Raw genomic sequence first — 12,256 nt, 5'->3', positions numbered from 1 at the left:
ATGTTGGATATCGGTTGGACCGAGCTACTTGTCATTGCCATTGTGCTTATCGTGGTCGTAGGTCCCAAGGACTTGCCGCCCATGCTGCGCGCTTTCGGGAAGATGACATCAAACCTGCGCAAGATGGCGGGTGACTTTCGGACGCAGTTCGACGAGGCGCTTCGCGAGGCAGACATGGATGACGTCCGGAAGACGATTTCGGACGCCAAGAGCCTCAATCCCGCCAACAGCCTGCGCGACGCGATAAATCCGCTTCGCCAGATGGGGCAGGACATCCGAAACGATCTGCAGAAGGCGACGCATATGCCGTCGACGCCGACGCCGATCAGCACGGATGTCGAAGCGCAGCATGCTGTCGAAGGTGCTCCGGTCGCCGATACGGCGCCTGTTGTTGCGGCTGTACCGGTTACGCCCGTCACGGCATCTCCTGTTGCTGCGCCGACGTCCTCTGCTGTGACGCCGGCACCAGCGGAGGCGACAACGCCTGCCGAACCCGGTCGCGTTAGAAAGCCTCGCGCACCGAAGTTGGCGGCCACGGGTGAGCCGGCAGCTGTGGATAAGCCTGCAACGACACGCAGATCCACGAGGGCGGAGAAGCATGCCCCAGTGGCGACGTCTGCCGAACAGCCGAAACGTGTTCGCGTGGCCAAGGTCCCGGTGTCCGCACCTGAAACGACTGAGACGGCCGTCAAGCTTGCAGCCGCCCGCAAGCGTACCCCGAAGAAGCCTGTCGATACCCCGAAGGACGATGCCTGATGAGCGGTGATTACGAAGATAAGCCGCAGCCGCTTATCGAGCATCTGATGGAGTTGCGGACAAGGCTCATCTGGTCGATCGGCGCTTTCTTCCTCGCCTTCGTCGTGTGCTTCTTCTTCGCAAAGCAGCTCTTCAACCTTCTCGTCATTCCCTACAAATGGGCGGTCATCTGGGCAAAGCTCGATATCGCGAAATCCGAACTGATCTACACCGCGCCGCAGGAATTCTTCTTCACCCAAGTGAAGGTTGCGATGTTTGGCGCGCTGGTCATTGCCTTTCCGGTGATTGCCTCTCAGATCTACAAGTTCGTGGCTCCCGGCCTCTACAAGAACGAACGGGCAGCCTTCCTGCCGTTCCTGATTGCCTCGCCTGTGCTGTTCCTGCTTGGAGGCGCACTGGTCTACTTCTTCTTCACGCCGATGGTGATGTGGTTCTTCCTGGCCATGCAGCAGGCGCCGACCGAGGGTGAAGTGGGGATCTCGCTTCTTCCGCGTGTTTCGGAATATCTCAGCCTGATCATGACGCTGGTTCTGTCCTTTGGACTGGTTTTCCAGCTTCCCGTGGTCACGACGCTGCTTGCTCGCGTGGGCATCCTGTCCAGCAAGTGGCTGCGCGAGAAGCGCAAGTTCGCGATCGTCATCGCCTTCGTCGTTGCCGCCGTCCTGACGCCGCCGGATCCGATGTCCCAGATCGGTCTTGCTATACCGACCATCCTTCTCTACGAGATTTCCATCTACGCCGCGCGACTCGTCGAGCGCAGACGCGATGAGGACGCTTCGAGTGATGAGGCCTCGTCTGACGTCGCAGAGACGGAGAAGGCCTGAGGTTTTTCTCTCGATCGATATCGCAGCGGCCTCATGCTTTGAAGGCCAAGAATCATGCTCGATATCAAGTGGATCCGCGATAATCCGGAAGCTTTCGACGCAGCGCTGAACAAGCGCGGCGCCGAGCCAATGGCTGCCACCCTGCTTGCGATGGACGATACCCGCCGCAGCGTCATCCAGACGCTTCAGGATATGCAGTCGCGCCGTAACGCCGCCTCCAAGGAGATCGGCAATGCGATGGCGCAGAAGAATACCGAACTCGCCGAGAAGCTGAAGGCGGAAGTCGCCACCATCAAGGACACGATGCCGCCCGCCGAGCAGGAAGAACGGGCAGCTGTCGCAGCGCTCGATGACGCGCTGTCGCGCCTTCCAAACATTCCTCTCGACGATGTCCCCGTCGGCCAGGACGAATCAGGCAACGTCGTCACGCGCACGATCGGAACGAAGCCCGGCTGGAATCATCCCGCCATGGAGCATTTCGAGATCGGCGAAGCGCTCGGCTATATGGATTTCGAGCGCGCCGCAAAACTCTCGGGCTCGCGCTTTACGGTGCTGACCGGACCGCTCGCCCGTCTTGAGCGGGCAATCGGTCAGTTCATGATCGACATGCACACCAGCGAGCACGGGTACACGGAAGTGTCGTCGCCGCTGATGGTAAAGTCCGAGGCAATGTACGGCACAGGCCAGTTGCCGAAGTTCGAGGAAGATCTCTTCAAGACGACCGATGGCCGCTACCTTATCCCAACGGCCGAAGTGACGCTGACCAACCTTGTTTCGGGCGAGGTTCTGGACGCCGAAAAGCTGCCGCTGCGCTTTACGGCGCTTACCCCGTCCTTCCGTTCGGAAGCCGGTTCTGCGGGTCGCGATACGCGCGGCATGTTGCGCCAGCACCAGTTCTGGAAATGCGAGCTCGTCTCGATCACGGATCAGGAATCATCGATCGCCGAGCACGAGCGGATGACCGAATGCGCCGAAAACGTCCTCAAGCGTCTCGGCCTGCATTTTCGGACGATGACGCTCTGCACCGGCGACATGGGCTTCAGCGCCCGCAAGACCTATGACATCGAAGTCTGGTTGCCGGGACAGGATGCGTTCCGCGAAATCTCGTCCTGCTCGGTCTGTGGCGATTTCCAGGGCCGCCGGATGAACGCGCGCTATCGCGGCAAAGACGACAAGGCTTTGAAATTTGTTCACACGCTGAACGGCTCGGGCACTGCCGTCGGCCGCTGCCTGATCGCAGTCCTCGAAAATTATCTCAATGAAGACGGCTCCGTTACGATCCCGGACGCGCTTCTGCCCTATATGGGCGGCCTGACCAAAATAGAAAAAGCATAAGGCAGCCCTGAATGCGCATCCTGCTCACCAACGACGACGGTATCCACGCGGAAGGCCTGGCGGTTCTCGAACGGATTGCCCGCCAGCTTTCCGATGACGTCTGGATTGTTGCGCCAGAAACCGACCAGAGCGGTTATGCGCATTCCCTGACCCTGTCGGAGCCGCTGCGCCTGCGCGAGATCAGCGACCGGCACTATGCCGTGCGCGGCACGCCGACGGACTGCGTCATCATGGCGATGCGCCACGTCATGGGGGGCAAGCCGGATCTCGTTCTGTCGGGTGTCAACGTCGGCGCCAACCTTGCCGACGACGTGACCTATTCCGGCACGGTCGCAGGCGCCATCGAGGGCACCCTGCAGGGCGTCCGGTCGATCGCGCTCAGCCAGGCCTACCGCAAGGAGAACGGCCGCGTCCTGCCTTGGGATACGGCCGAATCGCATGGCCCGGGCCTGATCCGCAAATTGCTGGATACGGACCTTCCGGCCGGCACGTTTCTCAACGTCAATTTCCCGGCCTGCGCGCCTGACGATGTCCAGGGGACGGAAGTCACGTCTCAGGGCAAGACCGATTTCGACGTGGCGATCGACGAACGCCAGGATGGTCGAGGCTTCCCATACTATTGGCTGTACTTTGCCTCGCGTGTCGGCCGCCAGGCGGAGGGCACAGACATCAACGCCATCAAGGCCAATCGCATTTCAGTAACACCGCTGAAACTGGACCTGACCGACTATTCGGTGCAGGATCGCTTGATGAGGGCGCTGGGTTGAACCCAGATAACGTGGCAGGCGGAGTGACAGCTTGAAATCGGGCATGGTCGAGAAGGAAGGGTTTGCTGCACTTGTCTTGCGGCTCCGGTCCGCAGGCATTTCAAACATCGACCTTCTGACTGCCGTCGAGCAGACGCCTCGTTCGCAGTTCGTGCCGCCCACGCTTTCTCAGGAAGCCTATTCCAGCCGCACGGTCCCGATCGATTGCGGTGCCTTTATGGAAGGGGCAGATCTTGCGGTTCGCCTTCTGGCCGCTCTGCAGGTGAAACCCGGTCATCGTGTTCTCGAAATCGGTACCGGCAGCGGTTTTACAGCCGCCGTCATCGGCCGCATCGCAGAACGGGTTCTGACCGTCGATCGCTATAAGACGCTCACCGTTGCGGCGCAGGCCCGCGTTGACGCGCTTGGAATGCGCAACGTCATCGTACGACAGGCGGATGGCAGCAACGGGATGCCGGGCGAGGGCACGTTCGATCGGATATTTGTGACCACGGCATTTACGGTTCTGCCGCGATTCTATGCGGAGCAGCTGACCCATGGCGGTTCGATGGTTGCGCCGCTGATCGGCGACGACGAGACCTGCATGATGGTGAGGCTCACCAAGACCGGGAGCCGGTTTGAACGGGAAGACCTGTTCACCGTGCCATTCCTGCCGATCATTCCGCAGATGGCGGCAGCGCTTTAAGCTGGTTCGGCATTGGTTCCGCTCCTGCCAAGCGCTTCCAACTCATGGTTAGCGAATTATCAAAAAAATCGCATCTCTTCCGACACTTTAACCCCACAGTAAGACTAACGCGCTTTAATGACTCCCACGATGGTTGCGTGAGTGTAGGTCGAGTCCATGCGTGTCAACAGTGCACAAAAAGTCGGAAAATCAGTAGCTAAGCTCGCAGTTGCGGCTTTGCTGGCGAGTGCGGCCACTGGCTGCAGCTCGGATTCGAGCCGTTTCTCCGGGCTGTTCTCCAAAGATGAGCTGACAACGGCTTCAATACCCCAGCGTCCGGTCGGCGGGGCCTATGGCCAGGCGCCAATGCCGCGCGACGATGTGCGGTCGGGCCAGGCGGTGGCACCGGTCCAGCAGGATTACGGTTCGCGAAATACCGCGATGAACCAGCCTTATCCGGCCCAGTCCGGTGGCTATTCATCACCGGCCCGCGCCGCTTCGGCGCCGATGGCCGTCCAGCGCAACGAGTTGGCAGCTCCCGGCATGCCTTCTGCTCAGGCGTCCGCTCCCATGGCGTCCCGTGCACCGATGGCGGCTGACCGCGGTCAGGGCACTCGCCAGGAATCGATGGCCCAGTCATACCCGGGTCGTAGCGGTGGTTCGCAGTCTCTGACGGCTCCCACACCGTCGACCGCTCGAGGCGACAACCTGACAACGGCTTCGACGAAGCCGATGTCCGGCTGGTCTTCGGTCAACGCTCCGCGGGTAACGCTCAGGGCAGGCGAGACCGCATCGACCCTGTCTTCCCGCTACGGCGTTCCTGAAAAGGAAATCCTGAAGGCCAATGGCGGCGCTGTGAAGCCGGGCCAGACGATTGTCATCCCGACCTTCGGTCCATCGCGCAATTCGGCCAAGACGGCTGCATCCGATATCGACCTGCAGAACAAGGCCCCAGCGCCCACCCAGCAGACCGAGCAGAAGGTTGCCGTTCTGCCAACGCCGACCCGCGACAAGGCGATGGCAGAGCCTGGCAAGATCACACCTCCGGGCGGCAAGCCTCTCGGTGGCACCTACACGGTCAAGCCTGGCGACAGCCTTGCAAAGATCGCTCGCGAAACCGGCACGCCGATTGATCAGCTGAAGGCCGCAAACGGCTTGTCGGCTGACGGTGTACGAATTGGCCAGACCCTGAAGGTCGGTGGTAGCTCGGTTGCGACCGATCCGGTCAGAACCGCATCCATCCCGGAAAAGCCGGCTGCCCAGCCGAAGCCTGCTGCACCGTCGCCTGTCGCCGAAGCAGCACCCGCAAAGCCTGCGCCACAGGAAACAGCATCGCTGTCGGACGTCGAGAAGAAGTCCGACGTGTCTGCCGCTGCACCGCAGTCGACCGGCATTTCGAAATATCGCTGGCCAGTCAGCGGCGCGGTCATCGCGGGTTACGGCGCCAACGTCAACGGCAGCCGCAATGACGGTATCGACATCTCGGTTCCCGAGGGCACGCCGATCAAGGCTGCTGAAAACGGCGTCGTCATCTATGCCGGCAACGGTCTGAAGCAGCTCGGAAACACCGTTCTGGTTCGCCACGACGATGGCAAGGTCACCGTTTACGGCCACGCCGGCAACATCAACGTCACGCGCGGCCAGAAGGTCACCCGCGGCCAGACCGTCGCGGCGTCCGGCATGAGCGGCGACGCTCAGCGTCCGCAGGTCCACTTCGAGGTGCGCAAGGATGCGACACCGGTCAACCCCATCACTTTCCTTGAATAATTGTAGTGCGTTTCAAGGGGACGGGAGAAAAGCGCAGCTTCGGCTGCGCTTTTTTCGTTTTGGGGCTGCTTCAAGAACTCACGGCGTGAGTGTCTTGCGCATCCGCCCGGCGAGATCCTGGATATACTGCCACGCGACGCGGCCGGAACGCCCGCCGCGCGTCGTCGCCCAGGCGAGCGCCTCGTGGTGCAGGGTTTCGCGGTTGAGGCCGAGATCGAAATGGTCGGCATAGCCGTCGATCATGGTCAGGTAGTCGTCCTGACTGCACTTGTGGAAGCCGAGCCAAAGTCCGAAACGGTCCGAGAGCGAAACCTTCTCCTCGACCGCCTCGGACGGGTTGACCGCCGTCGACTGCTCGTTTTCCAGCATATGCCGCGGCAAAAGGTGGCGCCGGTTCGATGTGGCGTAGAACAGGACGTTGTCCGGCCGGCCTTCGATGCCACCGTCGAGCGCTGCCTTCAGCGATTTGTAGGCCGTATCGTCGTGGTCGAAGGACAGATCGTCGCAAAACACGATGATGCGATGGCCGGATGCCTTGAGGATGTCGAGCAGCGCCGGCAGCGAGGCGATATCCTCGCGGTGGACTTCCACCAGTTTCAGCGAGACACCGGTCGACGCGCGGATATCCTCGTGCACGGCCTTGACCAGCGACGACTTGCCCATGCCGCGCGCGCCCCAGAGAAGGACGTTGTTTGCCGGATAACCTTCGGCAAACCGCAACGTGTTTTCCTGCAGGATGTCGCGCACGTGGTCAACGCCACGGATCAGGGTGAGGGCGACGCGGTTGGGGCGTGGCACGGGCTGCAGGCGCTGGTTTGTCGGCACCCAGACAAAGCAATCCGCGACAGTCCAGTCGTTGACCGCTGGTGGAGGGCCCGCCAGCCGCTCGACTGCGTCGGCGAGCCGGCGCACTTCAGACAGGATCAGGGCGTTGAGCTCGTCGGTCATCTGGTATTCCTCAAGACTTTTTGTCATCGGTCGCGCCCTCTCGGCCGTTTTTTTCAGCAGGTAACATGCTCGTTATTGCATCAAAAGCCGTAGAGCCGTGGATTCAGTACGCGGGAGGACCGCTTTCTGTTGCATTCCCCGGTGTCACAACTATATTCCGGCGGCTTATGACAGGGGGCTCGGCGCCTCCGCTTATCGTTTAGGAGTTCTTGATGTTCATTACTGAGGCATTCGCGCAGGCGGGTGGAGCGGCGCCGGCGGCTTCCGCAACAGACTCGATTCTGCAGATGGTGCTGCTCTTCGCACCTCTGATGGTGGTCTGGTATTTCTTCCTGATCCGTCCGCAGCGCGCCCAGGCTAAGAAACGCCAGGAGACCCTGACGAGCATTCGCCGTGGCGACCAGGTTGTGCTTGGCGGCGGCCTCGTCGGCCGGGTTTCGAAGGTTGTCGATGACAACGAAGTCGAAGTCGAAATCGCCGACGGCGTCAAGGTCCGCGCAATGCGCGCCTACATCGCCGAAGTCCGCGTCAAGGGCGAGCCGGTCAAGGCCGACACCGCGTCCTGACATCCGGCAGGCCCGCTCTGGCGGGCCTTTCCATTTTCTAATCAATCAAGGACGCGGTGATGGCAAAAGGGATCGAGATACGCGAAGCCCATTTCCCCGGTCGCGCCCAGATCGATGCCTACGGCAATGGCGGTTTCCGTTTTGCCGACATGTCGCATCGCGGGTCGATCCTCTGCCTTCCCTCAGGGATACACGGCTGGGATCTGAGCGAAGGTGAGCCCCTTACGGTATCCTCCCTCTACAAGGTCCTCGACGAAGCCTCAGGCATTGAGGTCTTGCTGATCGGCACGGGCCAGAACCTGAAGCCGATACCTGCCGAGGTGAAAGCCGCATTGAAGGCGAAGGGCATCTCTTCCGACCCGATGAGCACCGGTGCTGCCGTGCGCACCTACAATATCATGCTCGCCGAATCCCGTGCCGTCGCCGTCGCGCTGATTGCCGTCTGACCCATGAGTGACGATCGTGCAACGAATGGCGAACTCTGTCTCGCGACGCTGCGAGACACGGACCGCGACCGCTATCTCGCATGCCTCCTGTCTCCGGAAGACAAGCGCCCGGCGCTCGCCGCGCTCTACGCCTTCAACGCCGAAATTGCGCGCGTCCGGGACATGGTCCGCGATCCTCTCCCGGGAGAGATCCGCCTGCAATGGTGGCGGGATTTCCTTGAGGGTGGAAGTCAGGCAGACGGGCTGGGAGACACGGGCGGCAATCCGATCGCTGCGGGACTGCAGGATGCGATCGAAACCTATCGGCTGCCGCGTCAGACGCTTGTCGCCATGACGGAAGCGCGAATCTTCGATCTCTACGACGATCCGCTCACTGACCGCAACGCGCTGGAAGGCTATGCTGGCGAAACCGCCTCGGCTTTGATCCAGCTTGCAAGCCTCATCCTTTCGCCCGAAGACGCCGCAAGGTCCGCGCAGGCGGCCGGCCATGCGGGTGTTGCGCAGGCGATCGCCGGTTTCATCCTGCTTTTGCCGATCCATCGGCGCCGCAACCAGCTTTACCTCCCGCTCGATCTTCTGGCTGCCACCGGTCTTGACCGCGACAGCTTTCTGGCCGGCAGCGACAAACCTCGCATTTCCGCAGCAATTCAGGCCTTTGCCGGCCTTGGCCTCGAGCATCTCGACAAGGCACGACGTGCCGGTCCTGTTCCGCCCGCGCTCGTGCCGGCCTTCGTGCCGGTAGCGCTTGTCGAGCCGGTTCTGAAGCGCGCTTCACGCCGGGGTGCCGATGCTCTCGACGGAGACATGCAGTCTCCCCAATGGCGTCGTCAGTTGCAGATGCTGAAGGCCGCCGTCCTCAAACGCTTCTAGCAATCACCAGTCGCCACGCTTCACGCAAGCCTTGAGGGATAAATGCCCTCTATCGGCAGGTGCGCATCTGCCATCAGTGGAGAAGCAGTCTTGAGCCCTTTGGTAGTTTGGTCGATCGCCATCGGCGTGATGCTGGCCTTGGCCTTTTATGTTACCCGCCTGGTCAAGCACAGTGACGAGGACAGCCTTCACGATATGGGACTGGCGATACTCGAATTCGGTCGCGCCTATCCTGCCGAAGCCATCAGGAGCCTGCACAGCACAGCCGATGCGAACACGATCTTTGTGCGACTGCACGACAATAAGTCAGGCATCATGCGCAACCGTGGCAATCATTTCGCATGCCACGTAATCCGGCCCGGCCGCGTGCGGGTCACGCCGACGCCCGAACCGAAAGGCTTTTCGGCCGAATTCCTGGACTCCCCGACACAGAACGGAACTTTCGTGTTCAAGAATGAAAACGAGGCGGCAGAAGTGTCGCTTTGGCTTCTCGACAATTACGTGAGCGTTGCCGATCGACAGCTTCCGGCCGAACCGCAGCCGGCTTCAAACACCGGCCGCTCCGATTAGGCCTTTAAGCGATACCCAGCCACGCACGGCAGTCCTTCAGCGCGCGAACCGACATCAACTGCCGTTTCATGATCGTCTTGTCCTTGCCGCGAAAGCGTTTGACGCCTTCGGGTTTGACGATCGAGCCGGGAGCAAGATCCGGGAACAGGCCGAAATTGACATTCATCGGCTGGAAGGACCGTTTGCCGGGCTCTTCGTCGTGGACCAGATGCCCCCCGGTGATATGCCCAAGCAGAGAACCGAAGGCCGTTGTCGCCGGCGGCGGGACGATTTCTTCGCCCTTGCGCTCGGCAGCCGCAAAACGACCAGCCAGAAGACCGATTGCCGAACTCTCCACATAGCCCTCGCAGCCGGTGATCTGACCGGCGAATCGCAGGCCCGGCCGGCTCTTCAAAGTCAGCGAGTGATCGAGCAGCATCGGTGACTGGATATAGGTGTTGCGATGCAGGCCGCCGAGCCGTGCGAATTCCGCGTTCTGCAGCCCCGGGATCATCCGGAAGATCTCGGCCTGCGCGCCATACTTCAGCTTGGTCTGGAACCCGACCATATTATAGAGCGTGCCAAGTGCATTGTCCTGCCGCAGTTGGACGACGGCATAGGCCTTGACGGTCGGATTGTGTGAATTGGTAAGCCCCATCGGCTTCATCGGACCGTGGCGCAGCGTTTCGCGCCCACGCTCCGCCATGACCTCGATCGGCAGGCAGCCATCGAAATAGGGCGTGCCTTCCCATTCCTTGAAGCCGACCGTATCGCCCGCAATCAGTGCATCGAGAAAGGCATTGTACTGCGCTTCGTCGAGCGGGCAGTTGATGTAATCCTTGCCTGTGCCGCCGGGCCCGACCTTGTCGTAGCGCGACTGGTACCAGCAGATATCCATATCGATCGATTCGCGGTGGACGATCGGCGCGATCGCGTCGAAGAAGGCGAGCTGGTCCTCTCCGGTCTCGGCCTGGATCGACTTTGCGAGATCGGGCGACGTCAGAGGACCGGTCGCGACGACGGCCAAGTCCCATTCCGCCGGCGGTAGACCGTGAATTTCCTCTCGCACAACGGTGATCAGCGGATGGTTTTCGATCGCCTGCGTTACTGCATGAGAGAAACCGTCGCGGTCGACCGCAAGTGCGCCGCCAGCCGGGACCTGATTTTTGTCGGCGCAGGCCATGATCAAAGAGCCGGCCAGCCTCATTTCTGCATGAATGACGCCGACGGCATTGGCCGTCGCATCATCGGAGCGGAAAGAGTTCGAGCAGACGAGCTCGGCGAGACCGTCCGTGCGGTGGGCATCGGTGCCGCGCACGCCGCGCATCTCGTGGAGAATGACGGGGATGCCGGCCTCAGCGATCTGCCAGGATGCTTCGGAGCCGGCAAGGCCGCCACCGACGACGTGGATTGGGGCAGGGGTAGACGAATTCGATATAGTGCTCATGTTCGGCTCATTATCACGGCATTCGAACGGCCGGAATCAAAAAGGCACCTAAAAAGGTGCCTCTGATCATTCCTTGGGTGTCTCTTTGATCTTTTCGGATCATTGCGACTATCGTTCTATCGTCATCGCGACATCATATCGCGCTGGTCCATCACAATGGATGGATTAACGGAAGGAACGAGCGGCGATGCCGCGGATGTCGTAGCGGGTCAGACCAATGTCGTTGAGCGCCTGGTTGGAAAGGCTGCCGAGTTCATTGATCGTACGGCGGTAGCTGATCCAGTTCTTAGCGATGCGGATCGGGTTCATTTGGTGTTTCCTCAATCATCTTTTTCCCAGTGATCTATCGTCACCGGCGATGAGCTTCATATAGGTGAGACGCGCCGAAAGGTGCAGTGCAAAAAATGTGCGACTGCCATGCGTTTGTGCAATGAGTTGATGCTTTTTGCAGCTTCGTACGAAAAAGCAGCAGCAGCCGTTTCGCTGCGTGAAGCACTATGCACAAACGAAAAACGCCTCCCGAAGGAGGCGCTTTTAAACGGTAGACCGTTGGTCGTTCTTTAGATTTTAGAAGCCGACTGCCGTGCGTGCAACGCGACGGATGTCGGAGCGGCCAATACCGAGGTCAGAGAGTTCGCGGTCCGACATGCGGCCGAGTTCCGAAACCGTTTCGCGGTACTTGCGCCAGTCGTTCAGCTTCTTTGCGATTTTCATGGTCGTTTCCTTCGTTGGTCAATGCCGGCTAATTGCTTCCGGCTGCGTTGCTAATCGTTTTAAATGCTGCGCTGCGAAGGAAAAAGCGCGCATTTCGTATGCCACCTATGCATCTGTTGCATTGCATGCAGAAGAATCGTGCGGAAACGAGCTGTATCTGACCGTAATTTGATCAGGCGCTGAATTTTACGTCTATTACACCCACAATGAAGGCGCGTAGGGCCGTTCCTGTCCGGCTTTGCCAGCTCGACCCGAGGTGAACGCAGTCTCCCTTCTGATCATCATCAAACAGGCGTCACAAACCTTCATTTTTCCTTTGCGTGTAGGAAAACGGGTGTTATAGAGACGCGCGCTCCGGAAGGCCTCTGGCCGCTAGAGTTTCGATGCCTAGGGGCGCGGGTATGGTGAAATTGGTAGACACGCCAGATTTAGGTTCTGGTGCCGCAAGGCGTGGGAGTTCAAGTCTCTCTACCCGCACCAGGATCGCTGGACGCGCTGTTCGCCGGTAACGGCAGGACGCGCTGCTTATGAAAGCCGCGGCTGGTCACTTTTTAGTTCCGGTGGTGTGCTCACGAAAAACACGAACGGCTGTATGGGCGCCGC

General features: G+C 60.4%; 14 protein-coding genes and 1 tRNA gene. 11 read left to right on the top strand and 4 right to left on the bottom strand.

The genetic code is table 11. The features are described from left to right. From tatB to IFT59_RS08885, 6 genes are all read left to right on the top strand, one after another. Nucleotides 1-756: a Sec-independent protein translocase protein TatB gene (gene tatB, locus IFT59_RS08910; protein WP_192086652.1), complete on the top strand. Its 756-nt coding sequence runs from the start codon at nucleotides 1-3 to the stop codon at nucleotides 754-756. Continuing rightward, complete coding sequence (gene tatC, locus IFT59_RS08905; protein WP_062457539.1) at nucleotides 756-1,580, top strand: twin-arginine translocase subunit TatC; 825 nt, start codon at nucleotides 756-758, stop codon at nucleotides 1,578-1,580. The genes tatB and tatC overlap by 1 nt, the downstream gene beginning before the upstream one ends. Nucleotides 1,581-1,634: 54 nt before the next feature. After that, nucleotides 1,635-2,915 carry a serine--tRNA ligase gene (serS, locus tag IFT59_RS08900; RefSeq protein ID WP_192086651.1) on the top strand — a complete coding sequence of 427 codons (1,281 nt, stop codon included), beginning with the start codon at nucleotides 1,635-1,637 and terminating at the stop codon, nucleotides 2,913-2,915. A gap of 11 nt (nucleotides 2,916-2,926) precedes the next feature. Continuing rightward, entirely contained in the window at nucleotides 2,927-3,682 is a 756-nt protein-coding gene (surE, locus tag IFT59_RS08895) for a 5'/3'-nucleotidase SurE (RefSeq protein WP_192086650.1), read from the top strand. 31 nt (nucleotides 3,683-3,713) lie between these two features. Beyond that, a complete protein-coding gene (locus tag IFT59_RS08890) occupies nucleotides 3,714-4,367 on the top strand; it encodes a protein-L-isoaspartate(D-aspartate) O-methyltransferase (RefSeq protein WP_062457531.1) in 654 nt (217 codons plus the stop codon). Between the two features lie 156 nt (nucleotides 4,368-4,523). Continuing rightward, complete coding sequence (locus IFT59_RS08885; RefSeq protein WP_113110964.1) at nucleotides 4,524-6,113, top strand: peptidoglycan DD-metalloendopeptidase family protein; 1,590 nt, start codon at nucleotides 4,524-4,526, stop codon at nucleotides 6,111-6,113. A gap of 78 nt (nucleotides 6,114-6,191) precedes the next feature. On the opposite strand, the gene IFT59_RS08880 is transcribed toward IFT59_RS08885, so the two are convergent. After that, a complete protein-coding gene (locus tag IFT59_RS08880) occupies nucleotides 6,192-7,061 on the bottom strand; it encodes an ATP-binding protein (protein ID WP_192087134.1) in 870 nt (289 codons plus the stop codon). A 212-nt stretch (nucleotides 7,062-7,273) separates the two neighbouring features. On the opposite strand from IFT59_RS08880, the gene yajC reads away from it, so the two are divergent. The 4 genes from yajC to IFT59_RS08860 all read left to right on the top strand — a co-directional run bounded on the left by yajC (nucleotide 7,274) and on the right by IFT59_RS08860 (nucleotide 9,513). Continuing rightward, on the top strand, nucleotides 7,274-7,627 hold the full coding sequence (gene yajC / locus IFT59_RS08875; protein ID WP_062457522.1) for a preprotein translocase subunit YajC: 354 nt from the start codon (nucleotides 7,274-7,276) through the stop codon (nucleotides 7,625-7,627). Between the two features lie 59 nt (nucleotides 7,628-7,686). Next, nucleotides 7,687-8,073, top strand: a complete 387-nt coding sequence (locus IFT59_RS08870; protein ID WP_062457520.1) for an Mth938-like domain-containing protein — start codon at nucleotides 7,687-7,689, stop codon at nucleotides 8,071-8,073. Between the two features lie 3 nt (nucleotides 8,074-8,076). Further along, complete coding sequence (locus IFT59_RS08865; protein ID WP_113166256.1) at nucleotides 8,077-8,943, top strand: phytoene/squalene synthase family protein; 867 nt, start codon at nucleotides 8,077-8,079, stop codon at nucleotides 8,941-8,943. Nucleotides 8,944-9,033: 90 nt separating this feature from the next. Continuing rightward, the gene (locus IFT59_RS08860) at nucleotides 9,034-9,513 is read left to right on the top strand and encodes a hypothetical protein (RefSeq protein WP_342366082.1); all 480 of its coding nucleotides are present in this window, start codon (nucleotides 9,034-9,036) and stop codon (nucleotides 9,511-9,513) included. A 4-nt stretch (nucleotides 9,514-9,517) separates the two neighbouring features. On the opposite strand, the gene trmFO is transcribed toward IFT59_RS08860, so the two are convergent. From trmFO to IFT59_RS08845, 3 genes are all read right to left on the bottom strand, one after another. Then, on the bottom strand, nucleotides 9,518-10,939 hold the full coding sequence (trmFO, locus tag IFT59_RS08855; RefSeq protein WP_192086649.1) for a methylenetetrahydrofolate--tRNA-(uracil(54)-C(5))-methyltransferase (FADH(2)-oxidizing) TrmFO: 1,422 nt from the start codon (nucleotides 10,937-10,939) through the stop codon (nucleotides 9,518-9,520). A 165-nt stretch (nucleotides 10,940-11,104) separates the two neighbouring features. Continuing rightward, on the bottom strand, nucleotides 11,105-11,248 hold the full coding sequence (locus IFT59_RS08850) for a DUF1127 domain-containing protein (protein WP_082471896.1): 144 nt from the start codon (nucleotides 11,246-11,248) through the stop codon (nucleotides 11,105-11,107). 258 nt (nucleotides 11,249-11,506) lie between these two features. After that, nucleotides 11,507-11,653, bottom strand: a complete 147-nt coding sequence (locus IFT59_RS08845; RefSeq protein WP_082471897.1) for a DUF1127 domain-containing protein — start codon at nucleotides 11,651-11,653, stop codon at nucleotides 11,507-11,509. Nucleotides 11,654-12,048: 395 nt separating this feature from the next. Between IFT59_RS08845 and IFT59_RS08840 the strand changes: the two genes are divergently transcribed. Beyond that, nucleotides 12,049-12,133: transfer RNA gene (locus IFT59_RS08840), tRNA-Leu, on the top strand. Nucleotides 12,134-12,256 lie beyond the last annotated feature (123 nt).

The sequence above is a fragment of the Rhizobium sp. CFBP 8752 genome (genome assembly GCF_014842035.1).
Classification (GTDB): Bacteria; Pseudomonadota; Alphaproteobacteria; order Rhizobiales; family Rhizobiaceae; genus Neorhizobium; species Neorhizobium soli.
The sequence above is the reverse complement of the archived record's forward strand: the minus strand, read 5'-3'. Positions and strand labels throughout refer to the sequence as shown.

Excerpts from the sequence above, each read along its gene's own strand:
- IFT59_RS08850 (WP_082471896.1), bottom strand. The coding sequence starts at position 11,248 with ATGAACCCGATCCGCATCGCTAAGAACTGGATCAGCTACCGCCGTACG.
- trmFO (WP_192086649.1), bottom strand. The coding sequence starts at position 10,939 with ATGAGCACTATATCGAATTCGTCTACCCCTGCCCCAATCCACGTCGTC.
- IFT59_RS08865 (WP_113166256.1), top strand. The coding sequence starts at position 8,077 with ATGAGTGACGATCGTGCAACGAATGGCGAACTCTGTCTCGCGACGCTG.
- IFT59_RS08885 (WP_113110964.1), top strand. The coding sequence starts at position 4,524 with ATGCGTGTCAACAGTGCACAAAAAGTCGGAAAATCAGTAGCTAAGCTC.
- IFT59_RS08845 (WP_082471897.1), bottom strand. The coding sequence starts at position 11,653 with ATGAAAATCGCAAAGAAGCTGAACGACTGGCGCAAGTACCGCGAAACG.
- tatB (WP_192086652.1), top strand. The coding sequence starts at position 1 with ATGTTGGATATCGGTTGGACCGAGCTACTTGTCATTGCCATTGTGCTT.
- yajC (WP_062457522.1), top strand. The coding sequence starts at position 7,274 with ATGTTCATTACTGAGGCATTCGCGCAGGCGGGTGGAGCGGCGCCGGCG.
- surE (WP_192086650.1), top strand. The coding sequence starts at position 2,927 with ATGCGCATCCTGCTCACCAACGACGACGGTATCCACGCGGAAGGCCTG.
- serS (WP_192086651.1), top strand. The coding sequence starts at position 1,635 with ATGCTCGATATCAAGTGGATCCGCGATAATCCGGAAGCTTTCGACGCA.
- tatC (WP_062457539.1), top strand. The coding sequence starts at position 756 with ATGAGCGGTGATTACGAAGATAAGCCGCAGCCGCTTATCGAGCATCTG.
- IFT59_RS08870 (WP_062457520.1), top strand. The coding sequence starts at position 7,687 with ATGGCAAAAGGGATCGAGATACGCGAAGCCCATTTCCCCGGTCGCGCC.
- IFT59_RS08880 (WP_192087134.1), bottom strand. The coding sequence starts at position 7,061 with ATGACCGACGAGCTCAACGCCCTGATCCTGTCTGAAGTGCGCCGGCTC.